Origin of the sequence: Kitasatospora sp. NPDC051170 (genome assembly GCF_044455705.1) — a bacterium.
GTDB lineage: Bacteria > Actinomycetota > Actinomycetes > Streptomycetales > Streptomycetaceae > Kitasatospora.
This window is the reverse complement of sequence record NZ_JBITFA010000014.1, coordinates 115,011-132,330: the sequence shown is the minus strand read 5'-3', so window position 1 is coordinate 132,330 and position 17,320 is coordinate 115,011. Positions and strand designations below refer to the sequence as shown.

Sequence of the window (17,320 nt, the reverse complement as noted above, 5' to 3'; positions counted from 1 at the left end):
TGTCGAGCGAGAGGCGGGAAGAGCGCCCGGGGGATGATGGGTCCATGCCCGAGCAGCACGAAGAGCCCCGCGAAGAGCAGCGCAGAGCGCCCCGCAAGTCCCCCGGCCGCCCGCCCCGGATCTCGCTCGACCAGGTCCTCGACGCCGCGCGCCGGGTCGTGACCGAGGAGGGCGTGGCCAAGCTGACGATGCGCCGGCTCGCGACGGAGGTCGGCAGCACCCCGATGGCGCTGTACCACCACGTGCGCGACAAGGACGAGTTGCTCGTCCTGCTCCTCGACGACTACGCCCGGCGGAACCTGCGCCGCCCCGAGCTGCCGGCCGACCCGCAGGAGCGGGTGCTGCTGGCCGCGACGGCGATCCACGACGCGCTGGCCGGCTGCCCCTGGATCGTCGAGGTGCTGACCGCCGACGACCTGATGTCCACCGCCTCGCTCTGGTTCGTCGAACAGATCGTCGAGGGCCTGCTCGCCTGCGGCCTGACCCCCGAGCGGGCCGTCCACGGGTACCGCGCGATCTGGTACTACACGGCCGGGGAGATCATGATCCGGGCGACGGCCGGCCGGCGGCGCGCGGACAGCGGCCATCGAACGTACAGGGAGCGAGTTTTCGCCGATCTCGACGCACACGAGTTCCCGTGTTTGGCCCGGGTCGCGGCCGACTGGGCCGAAATCACGGCCGAGGACACCTACCGTCAGGGCCTGAGGGCCCTCGTGTACGGACTCCTGGCGGTTTCCTGACGCTTCGACACATCACCTCCACAGCCCCGGAAGAGAGGTGTCGTCACAGGTCATCCCACCTGTCACGGCCCCGGCCGCCCCCTCCCCCGGTAACAAGCGGTAGGCCAATCTTCAAATCTCGACCATGCGTTTCACACATCCACCTCTTCGGGTGGTCCGGATGCTCTACATTGATTCCGCCTCGCACGGTTGGACGAGGGGCGACGAGTGGTGATCTGCGGGTTCGGCGCCGGGGGCGGTGTGTTGACACGCCCTCAGGCGCGCGGTGGGGACGATCATTTCTCGGCGCCCGGGCGGGGTGTCCACGTCACGCGGCAATAGCGGCTTTAGCGACGACCGCCGATTCGCCATTCCCGGGAGCAGCGTTCCGGGTGCGGCGCGACGGCTGCAGGAACGGTGCGGCACGGGAGGTGGGGCCTCCCCAGGGGAGGCATCAGGGACGGAAGGCGCGAGCCTTCCTGGGGGGAGGAATCGTGTGGAGCGAACACGTCGAACCCGCTGACGACCTCGAAGGGGCTGTCGAGCAGGGGGAAGCCGAGTTATCGGCCCCGTTGCAACCGGTGCGACGGCACCGGACGCAGGGGGCGATCGACCGGGACGCGCTGGACTGGGAGCAGCAGTACCGCCGGACCGTGATCGTGAGCGACACGGTGGCCACCGCCTTCGTGGTGGCGGCGATCGGCGGCTTCTTCGGGGTCAGGGACGCGGCCAACTGGCACGAGAAGTGGGGAATCCTCGCCTTCGGCACCGAGGTTCTGGTGCTGGTGGCGCTGACGACCACCCGGGCGTGGGCCCCGGCGGTGCTCGGGCAGGGCGCCGAGGAGTTCCGCAGGCTCGGACGGTCCCTGTTCACGGCGGCCGTGGTGCTGTCGCTGGGCGGGATCGCCCTCACGTCGACCAACATCAAGCTCTGGATCTTCGTCGCGATCCCGGCGATCACGCTGGTCACCATGACCGAGCGCTATCTGCTGCGGCTCGCGCTGCACAAGCAGCGCAAGGAGGGGCGGTGCCTGCGCCCGGTGCTCGCCGCCGGGAGCCCCGCCACCCTGCGCGACCTGATCGCCCGCACCCGCAAGTTCCCTCACCTGGGCTGGCGGGTGGAGGCGGTGTGCACGCCGTACGGGCTGGGGCCCAACGGCGACCGGCTGGACGGCGTTCCGGTGGTCGGCCGGCTCACGGACGTGGCGGGCCACGTGCACCGCGACGGCTACCGGGTCGTCGCGATCACCCCCGACCCGTACTGGTCGCCGGACCGGCTTCAGCGGCTGGCCTGGAACCTGGAGGGCGGGGACGCCGAGATGGTCGTGGCGCCCGTGCTGATGGAGGTGGCCGGGCCCCGGCTGCACGTGGACGCCGTCCTCGGCATCCCGATGCTGCGGGTGTCCATGCCGGCCTTCACCGGCGGGCCCCGGGCGGTCAAGGCGGTCGTGGACCGGCTCGGCGCCGCGGTCCTGCTGGTGGTGTTCTCGCCGCTGATGCTGGCCGTCGGGCTGCTCGTCCTGATGGACAGCAGGGGCGGGGCGTTCTACCGCCAGCACCGGGTGGGCAAGGACGGACGGCAGTTCACGCTGGTGAAGTTCCGCACGATGGTCGTCGGGGCGGACCGCAAGCGCGCCGAACTGACCGACCGAAACGAGGGCGCGGGCCTGCTGTTCAAGCTCCGCCGCGATCCCCGGGTGACCAGGGTGGGCGGGGTGCTGCGGCGGTACTCGCTGGACGAACTCCCGCAGCTGTTCAACGTGTTGGCCGGTTCGATGTCGCTCGTCGGCCCCCGGCCCCCGCTGCCGGAGGAGACGGCCGCGTACGGGCCGGACATCAAGCGGCGGCTGCTCGTCAAGCCCGGGCTCACGGGCCTGTGGCAGATCAGCGGGCGCAGCGACCTGCCGTGGGAGGAGGCCGTGCGCCTCGACCTGCGGTACGTCGAGGACTGGTCGCTGGCCCTGGACGCGGTGATCCTCTGGAAGACGCTGCGGGCGGTCCTCCAGGGGCAGGGGGCGTACTGAATGCGGGACGAGCAGAACGTGCAGGACGTGCAAAACAAGCAGGACGAGCAAGAGGCGCAAGGGGTGCGAGCCGGCCACCGGGGCCGGCCCGAGGGGAGGGACGGATCATGCGGGTCAGCGTCTTAGGTCTGGGCTACGTGGGGTGCGTGTCGGCGGCCTGCCTGGCGAGCCTGGGTCACGAGGTCATCGGGGTGGACGTCAACCCGGTGAAGGTCGACCTGGTCAACGACGGCAAGGCCCCGGTGGTCGAGGAGCGGATCGGCGAGATGATCGCCGAGGTCGTCGCCTCGGGTGCGCTGCGCGCCACCGTCGACGTCCGCGAGGCGGTGCTGGGCACCGACGTGTCGCTGGTCTGCGTGGGCACGCCCTCGGAGGCGAACGGCAGCCTGTGCACCACCTACCTGGAGCGGGTCGCCGAGCAGATCGGCGCGGCGGCGGCGGAGAAGGCCGGGCGCGGCGAGCGGCACACCGTGGTCTTCCGCAGCACCATGCTGCCGGGCACCTGCCTGGACCTGCTGGTGCCGATCCTGGAGAAGCACCTGGGCGGCACCGCCGGGGTGGACATCGGGGTGGCGGTCAACCCGGAGTTCCTGCGCGAGGGCACCAGCGTGCGGGACTTCTTCGACCCGCCGAAGACCGTCATCGGCGAGCTGGACGCGGCCAGCGGAGACGTGGTCGCCGCGCTGTACGAGGGCCTGCCCGGCGAGGTGTTCCGGGTGCCCGTTCCGGTGGCCGAGGCGATCAAGTACGCGGACAACGCCTTCCACGGCCTCAAGATCGGCTTCGCCAACGAGCTGGGCGCCGTCTGCCAGGCCCTCGGGGTGGACTCGCACCAGGTGATCGACGTCTTCCTCGCCGACCGCAAGCTCAACATCAGCCCCGCCTACCTGCGCCCCGGTTTCGCCTTCGGCGGCTCCTGCCTGCCCAAGGACCTGCGCAGCCTCGTCCACGCGGCGCGGCGGGCCGACGTCTCGGTGCCGATCCTCTCGCACGTGCTGCCCTCCAACGCCGACCACCTCCAGCGCGCGGTGGAGCTGATCGAGGGCACCGGCAAGCGCAAGGTGGGCCTGTTCGGCCTCTCCTTCAAGCCCGGCACCGACGACCTGCGCGAGAGCCCGCTCGTCGAGCTCGCCGAGCGGCTCTTCGGCAAGGGCTACGACCTGCGGATCTACGACCCGAACGTGAGCCTGTCCCGGCTGCTCGGCGCGAACCGCGAGTACATCGAGACCCGGCTGCCGCACCTGGCGCAGCTGCTCGCGGAGTCCGTCGAGGAGGTGCTCGACCACGCCGAGGTGGCGGTGGTGGGCACCAGGGAGCCGGCCGTGCTGTCGGCCCTGCCCCACGGTGACGGCCCGCTGATCGTCGACCTCATCCGCCTTCCCGACGCGGACACGCGCCGGACCGAACCGGGGTACATCGGCCTTGCTTGGTGAAAAGACCGGCCGCGGCGGGCGCGGACGCCGCGCGCTGATCCTGGTGGAGAACCTGTCGGTGCCCTTCGACCGGCGGGTGTGGCAGGAGTGCAGGACGCTACGCGAAGCGGGCTGGACGGTGGACGTGATCTGCCCCCAGGGCAGCAAGCGGGACACCGAGCCCGAGGCGGTGATCGACGGGGTGCGCATCCACCGCTACCCGTTGCAGGCCGCCACCGGCGGCCCCGCCAGCTACCTGAAGGAGTACGGGACGGCGCTGTGGCACACCGCCCGGCTGGCCCTCAGGGTCGGCAGGGTCGACGTCGTCCACGCCTGCAACCCGCCGGACCTGCTGTTCCTGCCGGCGCTGCTGCTGAAGTGGCGCGGCGCCCGGTTCGTCTTCGACCAGCACGACCTGGTGCCGGAGCTGTACCTGTCCCGGTTCGACCGCGGCAAGGACGCGCTCTACCGCGCCGTCTGCGCGCTGGAACGATTCACCTACCGCGCGGCCGACGTGGTGATCGCCACCAACGAGAGCTACCGGGAGGTCGCGCAGAGCCGCGGCGGCAAGCGGCCCGAGGACGTGTTCGTGGTGCGCAGCGCCCCCGACACCTCGCGGTTCCAGCCGGTGCCGCCGGAGCCGGAGCTGAAGCGCGGCAAGCCCCATCTGCTGTGCTACCTGGGCGTGATGGGCCCGCAGGACGGCGTGGACTACGCCCTGCGCGCCCTGGCGAAGCTGCGCGACGAGGTGGGCCGCACCGACTGGCACGCCGTGTTCGTCGGCGGGGGCGACACCTTCGACGCGATGGTGGAGCTCTCCCGCGAGCTGGGCCTGTCCGAGCAGGTGGAGTTCACCGGGCGCGTCCCGGACGCGGACCTGGTGCGCTACCTGTCCTCCGCCGACGTCTGCCTCTCCCCCGACCCGCTCAACCCGCTCAACGACGTGTCGACCATGAACAAGGTCCTGGAGTACATGGTCATGGGCCGGCCGATGGTCTCCTTCGACCTGCGGGAGGCGCGGGTCTCCGCCGGGGAGGCCGCCCTGTACGCGCCCGCCAACGACGAGTCCCGTTTCGCCGAGCTGATCGCCGAGCTGATGGACGACCCGGACAGGCGCGCCGAGATGGGCAAGCTCGGCCAGGAACGCATCAACGGGCCGCTGGCCTGGCGCAACTCCCAGAAAGCCCTGCTCGACGCCTACGCCGCCGCCTGCCGTGACCACGGGAGCAGGAAGCACCGTTGAGCGACGACACGATACGCCTGGTCACGATCGGCCGGATCTTCCGGCGGCGCTGGCGGCTCCTCGCCGTCCTCGCCGTCGTGGGCGGACTCGTCGGCTACGGCACGTCCCTGCTGTTCCCGCCGCAGTACACGACCTCCGCGTCGGTGCTGCTGCCGGGGGCGTGGCAGGAACGCGAACTGCTCACCCAGGCCCAGATCGCCACCAGCTCGGTGGTGATCGACCGCACGGCCGCCACCCTCAAATGGGCCGGGGTGGGCGGCACCCAACTGCGTGACAAGGTGACCGCCACGGCCTCGAACGGGAACATCATCGAGATCACGGGCACGGCCGACACCCCGGAGCGCGCCCAGCAGCTCTCCGACCAGGTCGCCAAGCAGTTCGTCGGCTACGCGGCACGGCTCACCGGCGACGGCACCGACCCGGAGGCGGCGCAGCCCGAGGCGCTGCGGCAGATGGTGCAGCAGACCAACAACCGCATCACCGACCTGGCCAACGCCGCCAACCCGGGGCAGACGGTCGAGAGCGTGCAGACCCGCACGGAGCTCGCGAAGCTGCGCACCGCCCTCCAGGAGGCCGTCAAGAAGCTGGACCAGGCGGACCCGGCCACCTTCAAGTCCGCCAACATGGTGGTCATGGGCCCGGCCGCCCGGCCCACCGGGGAGGCGGCGCCGACGCGGATGCAGCTCGTCGCCGCCGGGGCGCTCTCCTTCTTCCTGTTCACCGTCATCGGGCATCTGACGGCCGCCCGGATGAGCCGGCGGCTACGCACCGAGGGCGAGATCACGGCGGCGCTGGGCACCTCGCTGCTGGGCAGTGTCGACGTGCCCGGCGACCGGGCCGCGCTGCGGCCCGGGGGCAAGGGCCCGGGGGCGCTGCTGCGCCGGGTGCTGGCCCTGGACGTGCGCTGGGACCTGCCGGTGCCGCACGCCTCCGGGGACGAGGCCGGCCGGCGGATCCGCTACCGCCGGGTGTGCGCCCGGCTGAAGGACCGGTTCGCCGCGCCCCGGCGGCTGCTGCTGCTCGTCCCCGAGGGGGACGGGCCGGCCCGCCTGGGCGCCGAGCGGCTCGCCGCCGAGGCGGGGAGCGACCCGCTGCTGCGGGTGGTCGAGGTGCCGGTCGGCAGGCCGCTGGTGCCCGACCACGACGAGGAGTCCGGCGCCGTGGTGATGCTCAGCGCGGGCAACTGGACGGCCCTCGAGCTCGGCGGCATCACCGAGGCCTGCGGGGACGCCGGGCACGAGGTCGTGGGCCTGGTGCTGGCCGGCCCGGTCGTCACCAAGGGGAGGCGCTCGGGCGGCCGCGCCTCGAAGAAGGCCGCCCCGGAGCCCGCCGCAACACCTACGGAGACCGAAGGCGGTGAGCGGTGACCACCCGTACGGCCTCCCCACCGTCGACCGCCTCCCCCCTGCTGGACCTCCAGTCGCTGGTGGTCGCCGTGCGCAGGCGCCGCCGCCTGTGGACGCTGCTGGCGCTGGTCGGCTTCGTGCTCGGCGCGGCCGTGGCCGTCCTGAAGCCGCCGCCGCCCACCGCCGTGGCCACCGTGCTGGTCCAGCACACGGCGGACCAGCCCAACGACCCCGGGACGCTGATCAAGACCGACGCGGCCCTGCTCCAGACCACCAACATCGCCGGCACCGCTCTGAAGGCCCTCGGGTCCCCGGACAAGCCCGAGGACTTCATCAAGGAGTACAGCGGCACCGGGCTGACCAACAACCTGCTCCAGATCACCGTCACGGCCAAGACCGAGACCCAGGCGACGGCCCGGGCCAAGGCGCTGGCCGAGGCGTTCGTCGCCGACCACGTGGCCCGGCTCCAGCAGGCCGCGGAGGCCGAGTCCAAGGCCCTGACCGAGCAGCGCGACCGGCTCAAGGCGGATCTCGACCAGGTCAACAAGGCCATCACCGACGCCTCCCAGGGCAACGCGGCCAAGACCTCGCCGAACCTGGAGACGCTGTTCGCCAGCCGGGCCGAACTCACCTCCCGCATCACCGACTTCGGGCAGCGCGCCGCCGAGGCGAGGGTCGGCACGCCCCGGCTCGTCGCCGGCACCCAGATCGTGGACGCCCCGCGCCTGGTGAAGGCGTCCCTGCCGAAGGCCGCCGCCACGGACGCCGCCGTCGGGCTCGTCCTCGGGCTGGTCATGGGCATCGCGCTGGCCGCCGTCGGCGCGGTGGTGGCGGACCGTCCGGTGCTGCGCCGGGACATCGCGGCCAACCTGGGCGCGTCCGTCCTCACCGAGCTGCCCCGCACTCCACGCGGGCCGCTCGCCCGCTTGCAGCGCCGCCGGGTGCGCGAGGCCCGGGAGCGGCTCACCGCGACCCTGGCCCGTCAGGTGCGCGGCGGCGAGGAGACGGTGTGCCTGCTGGAGCTGGGCTCCGCGCGCAGCACCGCCGGGATCGCCCTGGACCTCGCCGCCGACCTCCGGAAGGACCAGCCGGTGCTGCTCGTCGACGGCCTGCCCGGCACCCAGCTGGCCAAGGCCCCGAAGGCCTCGGGAACGGGCACGGGCACGGGCACGGACACCACGGTGGTCCGCGCCGCGCAGGCCCCCGACAGCCCGGAGCCCGGCCAACTGCGCCTCGCCGTCGGCTCGGTGGCCCCCGGTACGGCCTGGACGGACCTTCAGCACCTCGGCACCCGCGCCGTGCTGGTCGTGCGGGCCGGGCACGGCAGCGCCGCCTGGCTGCACACCGTGGCGCGCCAGATGGCCGAGCAGCGCATCGAGGTGATCGGCGTGGTGCTGATCGACCCCGACCCGCGCGACCGCACCGACGGCACCCTGTGGGACGGCCCGCCCGCCCCACCGCGCGGCGGGGGCGAACCGCCCGCCCGCCTCAACGGGGCCGCCCCGCGGCTGACCGAACGACAGCCCGTGTGGACCGCAGCGGTCCCCGACGACGACAGTGACCAGGAGGCGAGGTAGGACATGTGCGGCATCGCAGGCACGTACCGATGGCCGGACGGGAAGGCCGTGACCGACCTTCTCACCGAGACCCTCGCCCACCGCGGCCCGGACGGGTCCGGCCGCTACAGCCACGCCCTCGCCGAGGGCGAGGTGCACCTGGGCCACCGGCGGCTGTCCATCATCGACCTGTCGGAGACCGGCGCCCAGCCGATGGTCCGCGACGGACTCGTCCTCACCTACAACGGCGAGCTGTACAACGCGCCCGAGCTGCGCACCGAACTCGAGGCCGCCGGGGTGCGCTTCCGCGGCACCTCCGACAGCGAGGTCCTGCTGGAGGCGTGGCGGCGCTGGGGCACGGACTGCCTGCCCCGGCTGCGCGGCATGTTCGCCTTCGGCGTCTTCGACGAGCGCACCGGCGAGCTGGTGCTCGCCCGCGACCAGCTCGGCATCAAGCCGCTGTTCCTGATCCGGCGCGGCGAGGGCCTGGTCTTCGCCTCCGAGCTCAAGGCGCTGGCCGCCGCCACCGGCGGCTCCCTCGAGGTGGACCACGCGGCGATGGTCGCCTCCCTCCTCTACTACTGGGTGCCGGACTCGCGCTGCGCCTACCGCGAGGCGGAGAAGCTGCCGCCGGGCAGCTGGCTGCGGGTGCGCCCCGACGGCCGGGTGGACCGCGGCCGGTTCTGGCACCTGCGGGACGTCGCCGCCGAGGGCCGGGAGCGCGCCCTGGCCGGCGAGATCCCCGACCTCGCCGCCATCGTCGAGGAGTCCACGCGCCGTCACCTGCTCTCCGACGTCCCCGTGGCGACCTTCCTGTCCGGCGGACTGGACTCCAGCTACCTGACGGCGCTGGCGGCCCGCGACCACCCCGGCATCTCCGCGTACACCATCGGCTTCCGCGCCGAGGACGCCAAGTTCGAGGCCATGCCCGACGACCTGCGCTACGCCCGGCAGGTCGCGCAGCAGTTCGGCGTCGACCTGCACGAGATCGAGATCGCCCCGGACGTCCTCGACCTGCTGCCGCAGATGACGTACCACCTGGACGAGCCGATCGGGGACCCGGCGGCGATCAACACCTTCCTGATCTGCACGGCCGCCCGCGAGGCCGGGGTCAAGGTGATGCTCTCCGGGATGGGCGCCGACGAGCTGTTCGCCGGCTACCGCAAGCACCTGGCCAACCGGCTCGCCCTGCGCTACCAGCGCGTCCCGCGCCCCCTGCGCCGGGGCGTGTCCGCGGCCGTGGACCGGTTGCCGGTGGCCACCGCCAACCGGGGCCTGCGCTCGGTGCGCTTCGCCAAGCGCTTCCTCTCCTTCGCCGACCTGCCGGAGGAGACGGCGTTCCGGCGCAGCTACACCATGTACGACCGCTCCGAGCTGCTCGACCTGGTCAACCCGGACCTCGCCCCGGCGGTCGAGGACGTGCTGACCGAGCACGCGGACGTCTACGAGGACAACGACCTCGACGACTTCGTCAACCGCATGTGCCTGGGCGACGCCCGGATGTTCCTGCCGGGCCTGAACCTCACCTACACCGACCGCTCCAGCATGGCCGCCTCCACCGAGGTGCGGGTGCCGTACGTGGACGTCGAGGTGGTCAGGGCCGCGTTCACCTTCCCCGGTGACCGCAAGATCGTCGGCCGCCAGGGCAAGGCCGTCCTCAAGGAGGCGGCCACCTCGATCCTGCCGCGCGAGATCGTGTACCGGCCCAAGGGCCTGTTCAGCGCCCCGCTGCGCGCCTGGATGAGCCGGGACCTGGCCCCGCTGGTGCGCGAGGTGATCAACGACGGCGAGCTGGTGCGCTCCGGGTTCCTGCGCCGCGAGGCGCTGGCGCGGCTCGCGGCCGAGGACGCCGCCGGGCAGCAGGACTTCTCCAAGCACCTGTGGCACGTGCTGACCCTCGAGTACTGGTACCGCGGCGCGACCGGCGCGTAGCGGCCATCCCGGCCAGACCGGCCATCCCGGAACTGAAGCAACCGGCATAGAAACAAGGGGACTTCCGGTGAAACAGGTTGTGCAGAACTACAAGAGCGGCGAACTGTCGGTGCTCGAGGTGCCGGTGCCGGGGTGCAAGCCGGGCGGGGTGCTGGTGCGCACCGTCTACTCCCTGATCTCCACCGGGACGGAGATGATGAAGGTCTCCGAGGCCGGGATGTCGATGGTGGGCAAGGCCCGCTCGCGCCCCGACCAGGTGGCCAAGGTCATGCAGAGCGTGGCCACCAACGGCCTGCCCGCCACGTACCGCAAGGTGATGGGCAAGCTCGACTCCTACACGCCGCTGGGCTACTCGCTGTGCGGGGTCGTGGAGCAGGTCGGCGCCGGGGTCGACGACGTGAAGGTCGGCGATCTGGTGGCCTGCGCCGGCAACGAGCACGCGCTGCACGCCGAGATCAACTGGGTGCCGAAGAACCTCTACACCCCCGTCCCGGACGGCCTCGCGCCGCAGCACGCCTCCTTCGGCACCGTCGGCTCGATCGCCCTCCAGGGCGTGCGCCAGGGCGAGCCGCAGCTCGGCGAGGTGGCGCTGGTCATCGGCCTCGGGCTGATCGGCCAGTTGGTCGTGCAGCTGCTCACCGCCGCGGGCGTGCGCGTGGTCGGGGCCGACCCGGACCCCTCGCGCTGCGAGCTGGCCGAGCGCCTGGGCGCGGCGGCCTGCGGGGACCCGGGCTCGGCGGCCGTGGAGAACGCCGTCGCGGAGCTGACCGACGGCCACGGCGTGGACCAGGTGTACCTGGCGGCCGGCGGCGGCAGCAACCAGCCCGTGGAGCTGGCCGCCCACCTGGCCCGGGACCGCGGCCGGGTGATCGACATCGGCAAGTGCCGGCTGGACCTGCCGTGGAACGCGTACTACGAGAAGGAGCTGGACGTCCGCTTCTCCCGCTCCTACGGCCCCGGGCGCTACGACCCGGCGTACGAGCTGGAGGGCCGCGACTACCCGATCGGGTACGTGCGCTGGACGGAGCGGCGCAACCTCGCCTGCTTCATCGACCTGATGGCCCGCGGCCGCGTCGACGTCGACCCGCTGATCTCCCACGTCGCCGACTTCGAGGACGCAGTCGAGACGTACCGGCGCCTGAAGGACGGCGAACTGAAGGCCGTCACCGCGCTGTTCCGCTACGCCCCGGCGGAGTCGGATTCGCAGGCGCCGGCGCAGGAGGCCCCGAAGATCGAGATCCACGCAGTCAAGCGCCAGGCCGCGCAAGCCACTTCGGCCCGCCCGGCCAAGTCCCCCGTGCGGCTGGCGTTCATCGGCGCGGGCAACTACGCCTCCTCCATGCTGCTGCCGCACCTGGCCCAGCGCGAGGGCGTGGCGCTGTCCACCGTCGTCACCACCACGGCGCTCTCGGCGGCCAACGCCCAGCGTAAGTTCGGCTTTGCCCAGGCGACCACCGACCTGGACGCCGTCCTCGGGGACTCCTCGATCGACGCGGTCTTCGTGGTCACCCGGCACAGCTCGCACGCGAGCCTCACCCGTCAGGCACTGCTCGCCGGCAAGACCGTCTTCGTGGAGAAGCCGCTCGCCCTGACCGGGGACGAACTCGCCTCCGTGCTCGCCACGGTGGAGGAATCCGGCAACGACCGCCTCCAGGTGGGCTTCAACCGCCGCTTCGCCCCGCTGCTGCGCGAGGCGAAGACCCGCCTCGGCGCCCGCACGGGCCCGGCCAGCCTGCGCTACCTCGTCAACGCGGGCCGCCTCCAGCACGGCAGCTGGTACCTCCAGCAGGGCACCGAGGGCTCCCGCTTCGAGGGCGAGGGCGGGCACTTCATCGACACGGCGAGCTGGCTGCTCGGCGCGGACCCGGTCTCGGTGTACGCCGTCGCCCCGTCCGGCAACGAGGACCTGCAGATCGTGCTGACCTACCCGGACGGCTCCACGGCCACCATCAGCTACGTCACCTCCGGCGCGCCCGCCTTCCCCAAGGAGACGCTGGACCTGCTCGCCGACGGCAAGGTGCTCAAGCTGGACGACTTCGTGCGCGCCTCGGTGTATGGCCGCAAGCGGTGGGTCAGCTCCCGGCTGCCCAAGGCCCGGGACAAGGGCCAGTCCAACGAACTGGCCTCCTTCGTCAAGGCCGTGCGCACCGGCGGGCCGATGCCGGTGCCGCTGGAGTCCCTGGTCGCCACCACGGCGGCCACCCTCGCCGTGCAGGCCAGCCTGGCCGCCGGCGCCCCGGTGGCCCTGGCGAGGTCACTGTGACCATGAGCGCGGGCTGGTACCTGCGGCGCCTCTCCGCCATGGGGCCGCAGGAGATCGCCGGCCGGGTGGGCGACACGCTGCGCCGGCGCCGGTGGGGCGACGAGACCCCGCCGGCGGGCCCGGCCGTCAGCGGCGCCCGGTTCACCGCCGTGCTGCCCGACGGGGCGATCGAGGCGGTGCCCGTGGACGCCGCCAAACGGCTGGTCGCCGAGGCGGACCGGCTGATGGACGGCCGCGCCGAGTTCTTCGGCGTGGAGCGCGAGGACATGACCGACCCGGACTGGTGGCTCGACCCCAAGACCGGCCGCCGCGCCACCGCCGGCTACGCCCTCGACGTGCCCTACCGCGACGAGGACACCGTCGGCGACATCAAGCAGATCTGGGAGCCCTCCCGGCACCAGTACCTGACGGTGCTCGCCGCCGCGTACGCCGTCACCGGCGACGAGCGCTACGCCGAGCGCGTGGCCGCCCACCTGCGCTCCTGGTGGAAGGTCAACCCGCCGCTGGAGGGCGTGCACTGGGTCAGCGGCATCGAGCTGGGCATCCGGCTGCTGTCCTGGGTGTGGGTGCGCCGGCTGCTGGAGGGCTGGCCGGGCGCGGCCGCGCTGTTCGAGGCCAACCCGACGGCGCTGCACCAGATCTGGCACCACCAGCGCTGGCTGGCCGCCTTCCCCAGCCGGGGCTCCTCCGCGAACAACCACGTCATCGCCGAGGCGGCCGGGCAGTTCGCCGCCTCCTGCGCCTTCGACTGGTTCCCCGAGTCGGAGCGCTGGCGCGGGCAGGCGCTGCGCTCCCTGGACCGGCACCTGCGCGCCAACACCTTCCTGTCCGGCCTCAACCGGGAGCTGGCCAGCGAGTACCACGGGCTCGTCCTGGAACTGGGCCTGGCCGCGCTCGCCGAGGCGGACGCCGCCGAGGTGCCCGTCCCCACGACGGTGCGGCTGGTGCTGCTGCGGATGACCGACGCCCTCGCGGCCGTGGTCGACAACCGGCTGCGGCCCCCGCGCCAGGGCGACGCGGACGACGGGCACGGCCTGGTCGTGGACGGCGCGGGCACCGACCGCTGGGCCTCGCTCCTCGCCACCGGGGAGGCCGTGTTCGGCCGGCTGCCCTGGTGGCCGGAGGTGACGGCCGGCGACGCCCGCACCCCGATGCTGGCCGCGCTGCTGCGACCGTACGGGCCCGGCGTGGCCCGCCCGGAGCGCCGGCCCGTGCACCTGCCCGACGCCGGGATGACCATCCTGCGCGACGCGGCCGACCGGATCTGGTGCCGCTGCGACGGCGGGCCGCACGGGTTCCTGTCCATCGCCGCGCACGGCCACGCGGACGCCCTGTCCGTGGAGGTGCGCCACGACGGCGTCGAGGTGCTCGCCGACCCGGGGACGTACTGCTACCACGGCCAGCCCGAGTGGCGCAGCTACTTCCGCTCCACGCTGGGCCACAACACCCTGGAGCTCGGCGGCGCGGACCAGTCCGTCTCCGGCGGCCCGTTCCTGTGGACCAGGCACGCGAGGACCCGCGTCCTGGTCGCCGACACCTCCGACCCGGCCGTGGCCCGCTGGTGCGCCGAGCACGACGGCTACCAGCCCTCGACGCACCGGCGCCGGGTCGAACTCGCCGACGCCGCGCAGGAGTTGCGGATCACCGACGAGGTGGTCGGCGAGGGCGGCCAGGTGCGCCTGGCCTTCCACCTCGGCCCGGAGGTCACCGCCGAACTGTCGGACGGGCTCGCCCGGCTGACCTGGAGCGTCGACGGCGAGGAGCGCTCCGCGGTGCTCGACCTGCCCGGGCAGCTGGCCTGGCGGGCGCACCGGGGCGAGAGCGAGCCTCCGCTGGGCTGGTACTCCGAGGGCTTCGGCCGCAAGGTGCCCGCCACCACGCTCGTCGGCACGGGCCTCGGCCCGGCGGAGGGCGCGCGGGGGTTCGTCACCGTACTGACGTTCACCTAGTACTCGATCAACGGAAATTCAACGCAGCGAAGGTCAACGGCTAGGGAGGGCCACGGGGTTGGGTACGACAAGGCGGCTGTGGGGAGCGTCGGTGGGGCTGGTGCTGGCCCTGCTGGCGGCGACCGGGTGCACCAGCGGATCGGACGCCCCGCCGGAGGCGACGGCGCCGTCCTCCCTGTCGACGGCCGCGCCCGCCCCAGGGCTCCCCACGCCGTCCGCGCTGACGGCCGTCGCCCGGGTGTGCGCCGAGCCGGAGGCCGGTCCGGCCACGCCCCCGGAGGGCGCGGTCCTCGTCGACCCGGCGGTGACCGGGGACCTCACGGCGAAGACCAAGGCCAGCCCCCCGCACACCACCTTCTGGCTCAAGCCCGGCACCCACTCCCTGGAGGCCGACCGGTACGCCCAGGTCGTCCCCAAGGAGGGCGACACCTACCTCGGCGCGCCCGGCGCCGTCCTCGACGGCCACAAGGTCAACCAGTACGCCTTCGGCGGCCCCGCCACCGACGTCACCGTCCGCTATCTGACCGTCCAGGGCTTCGTCGCCCCCCAGAACGAGGGCGTGGTCAACCACGACTCCGCCGACGGCTGGGTGATCGAGCACTCCGTCGTCCAGAACAACTCCGGCGCCGGGCTGATGGCCGGCGCCCGGCAGAAGGTGCGCGCCAACTGCCTGCGCGACAACGGCCAGTTGGGCCTGAACGCGTACAAGTCCGGCGGGCCGCTGAGCGACCTGCTGGTCGAGGGCAACGAGATCACCGGCAACGACACCGACCAGTGGGAGAAGCGCCAGCCCGGCTGCGGCTGCACCGGCGGCGCCAAGTTCTGGGCCGTCAACCGCGCCGACGTGCTCGGCAACTGGGTGCACGACAACCGCGGGCCCGGGCTGTGGGCGGACACCGACGACAACGACTTCCGCATCGAGGACAACCTGCTGGAGTCCAACGACGGCGCCGCCCTGATCTACGAGACCAGCTACAACGCCGTCATCCGCAACAACACCATCCGGCGCAACAACTGGGTGGACGGCCGCCGGGCCGCCGACCGCGGCGACACCTTCCCGTACGCGACCGTCTACCTGTCCGAGTCCGGCGGCGAGCCGCGCGTGCCCGCCCGGACGGACCGGATCGAGATCGACCACAACGTCCTGGAGGACAACTGGTCGGGCATCACCCTGTGGGAGAACGCCGACCGGTTCTGCAACAGCCCGGCCAACACCTCCTCCGGGCACTGCACCCTGCTGGTGAAGGAGACCGCGCGCTGCGCCCAGCCGTCCATCGCCGCCGGGGCGCTGTACGACGACTGCCGGTGGAAGACCCAGCGGGTGGACATCCACGACAACCTCTTCTCGCTGGACCCGTCCGTCGTCGGCTGCACCTCGGGCTGCGACCGGATGGGCGTGCTGGCCAACTACGGCACCTACCCGGACTGGTCGCCCTACAAGGGCGAGCTGGTGGCCGAGGCGATCACCGGCTCGCAGGACAACCACTGGCACCGGAACACCTACGCCGGCCCCTGGACCTTCGTCGCCCACGACCCGAGCCGCACCCTCGACTTCCACCAGTGGCAGGGCGCGCCCTACGCGCAGGACGCGGGCAGCACCTACCAGCAGAAGGCCGGTGGGTGACATGGCGCACAGCCCTGAGACCGCGCAGAACCGCACGCCAAAGACGGTCGAGCTGATCTGGGGCCTGCTGATCCTCAACACCCTCGGCTCCGCCGGCGCCAAGACGATCATCCCGCTGCCCCGCTCCCTCATCCAGATGGCCACCATGGGCGCGCTGGTCTCGGCGTTCGTGCTGGCGCTGCTGCTCAACCCGCGGATCCGGCTGCGGGCCAGCGCCTTCCTGTTCCTGCTGACCCTGATGCTGGTGCTGAGCGTGGTCGCCAGCGTGCACACGGGCGCCGGCCTCGGCTCGCTGTTCCGCTGCTTCCGGCTGTCGCTGTTCGTGGGCACCCTGTGGCTGCTCTCCCGCTGGTGGGACGGCAGGCCGACGTTCGTCCGCTTCCACATCCGGATGTACTTCGTAGTGCTCGCCTCGGTGGCGGCCGGTCTGGTCGCCTCCCCCGGCGCGGCCATGCCGGAGCTGTACGGCGGGCGGCTGGTGGGCGCGCTGTGGCCGCTGACCCCGCCGCAGATCGGGCAGTACGCGGCGGTCATCATCGGGCTGACGGTGCTGCTCCTGCTGGACAGGCGCACCACGGGCCGCAGCGCGGCCGCGATCATCGTGCCCTCGCTCGTCCTGCTCGCGCTGACCCACACCCGCACGGCCACCCTCGGCATGATCGTCGGGCTGCTGCTGGCCATCGGCTCGCTGCTGCTGACCAGCGCCGCCGCCCGGCGGTTCTTCAGCTGGGCGGTGGTGATCTCGGTGGTGGCCGCGGTGGGGCTGAGCTCGCTGCTCCAGGCGTGGTTCCTGCGCGGCCAGAGCCAGGAGAACTTCTCCAACCTGACGGGCCGGGCGAAGGTGTGGGACGCGCTGCTGGCGGCGCCGCGCACCCCGCTGGAGGAGTGGCTGGGCTTCGGCCTGGGCGACAAGTCCTTCGGGGGCCTGCCGATCGACAACAGCTGGCTGGCGGTGTTCAACGAGCAGGGCCTGGCGGGGGTCTGCATCGTGGCGGCGGTGTTCCTGGCCCTGGGCGGGGTCGCCCTGCTGCGGCCGCCCTCGCTGGCGCGGGCCTGCGCGATCTACCTGATCAGCTACTGCGCCATCGCCTCGTACACGGAGGCGGGCCTCGGCGACGCCTCGCCGTACCTGCTGCACCTGACGGTGGCCGCCTCGCTGCTGGTGGTGCCCGACCCCGCGCCTGCCCTGCCGGTGCTGAGGATCCCCCGCCAACGCGGACCACGACGAGCCCGGAGAACGGAGGTGAGCTGA

The 17,320-nt window shown here is 72.7% G+C and carries 11 protein-coding genes; all 11 read left to right on the top strand.

Going from position 1 to position 17,320, the window contains the following annotated elements:
* Positions 1–44: 44 nt before the first annotated feature.
* The 11 genes from ACIBCA_RS27255 (at position 45) to ACIBCA_RS27205 (ending at position 17,320) form a co-directional block, all read left to right on the top strand.
* Positions 45–740 carry a TetR/AcrR family transcriptional regulator gene (locus ACIBCA_RS27255; RefSeq protein WP_396285643.1) on the top strand — a complete coding sequence of 232 codons (696 nt, stop codon included), beginning with the start codon at positions 45–47 and terminating at the stop codon, positions 738–740.
* Positions 741–1,300: 560 nt separating this feature from the next.
* The gene (locus tag ACIBCA_RS27250) at positions 1,301–2,743 is read left to right on the top strand and encodes a sugar transferase (RefSeq protein ID WP_396285642.1); all 1,443 of its coding nucleotides are present in this window, start codon (positions 1,301–1,303) and stop codon (positions 2,741–2,743) included.
* Between the two features lie 107 nt (positions 2,744–2,850).
* Positions 2,851–4,176 carry a nucleotide sugar dehydrogenase gene (locus ACIBCA_RS27245; RefSeq protein ID WP_396285641.1) on the top strand — a complete coding sequence of 442 codons (1,326 nt, stop codon included), beginning with the start codon at positions 2,851–2,853 and terminating at the stop codon, positions 4,174–4,176.
* Positions 4,166–5,398, top strand: coding sequence for a glycosyltransferase family 4 protein (locus ACIBCA_RS27240; protein WP_396285640.1), 1,233 nt, complete (start codon positions 4,166–4,168; stop codon positions 5,396–5,398). Before ACIBCA_RS27245 ends, ACIBCA_RS27240 begins: the two co-directional genes overlap by 11 nt.
* A complete protein-coding gene (locus tag ACIBCA_RS27235) occupies positions 5,395–6,765 on the top strand; it encodes a Wzz/FepE/Etk N-terminal domain-containing protein (RefSeq protein ID WP_396285639.1) in 1,371 nt (456 codons plus the stop codon). Before ACIBCA_RS27240 ends, ACIBCA_RS27235 begins: the two co-directional genes overlap by 4 nt.
* Positions 6,762–8,321 carry a Wzz/FepE/Etk N-terminal domain-containing protein gene (locus ACIBCA_RS27230; RefSeq protein ID WP_396285638.1) on the top strand — a complete coding sequence of 520 codons (1,560 nt, stop codon included), beginning with the start codon at positions 6,762–6,764 and terminating at the stop codon, positions 8,319–8,321. The genes ACIBCA_RS27235 and ACIBCA_RS27230 overlap by 4 nt, the downstream gene beginning before the upstream one ends.
* 3 nt (positions 8,322–8,324) lie before the next feature.
* Positions 8,325–10,232: an asparagine synthase (glutamine-hydrolyzing) gene (asnB, locus tag ACIBCA_RS27225; protein ID WP_396285637.1), complete on the top strand. Its 1,908-nt coding sequence runs from the start codon at positions 8,325–8,327 to the stop codon at positions 10,230–10,232.
* Positions 10,233–10,299: 67 nt separating this feature from the next.
* On the top strand, positions 10,300–12,495 hold the full coding sequence (locus tag ACIBCA_RS27220; protein ID WP_396285636.1) for a bi-domain-containing oxidoreductase: 2,196 nt from the start codon (positions 10,300–10,302) through the stop codon (positions 12,493–12,495).
* Positions 12,492–14,444 (top strand): alginate lyase family protein, encoded by a 1,953-nt coding sequence (locus ACIBCA_RS27215; RefSeq protein ID WP_396285635.1) that lies wholly within the window; start codon positions 12,492–12,494, stop codon positions 14,442–14,444. The genes ACIBCA_RS27220 and ACIBCA_RS27215 overlap by 4 nt, the downstream gene beginning before the upstream one ends.
* 58 nt (positions 14,445–14,502) lie before the next feature.
* The gene (locus ACIBCA_RS27210; RefSeq protein ID WP_396285634.1) at positions 14,503–16,068 is read left to right on the top strand and encodes a right-handed parallel beta-helix repeat-containing protein; all 1,566 of its coding nucleotides are present in this window, start codon (positions 14,503–14,505) and stop codon (positions 16,066–16,068) included.
* Position 16,069: 1 nt separating this feature from the next.
* A complete protein-coding gene (locus tag ACIBCA_RS27205) occupies positions 16,070–17,320 on the top strand; it encodes an O-antigen ligase domain-containing protein (RefSeq protein ID WP_396285633.1) in 1,251 nt (416 codons plus the stop codon).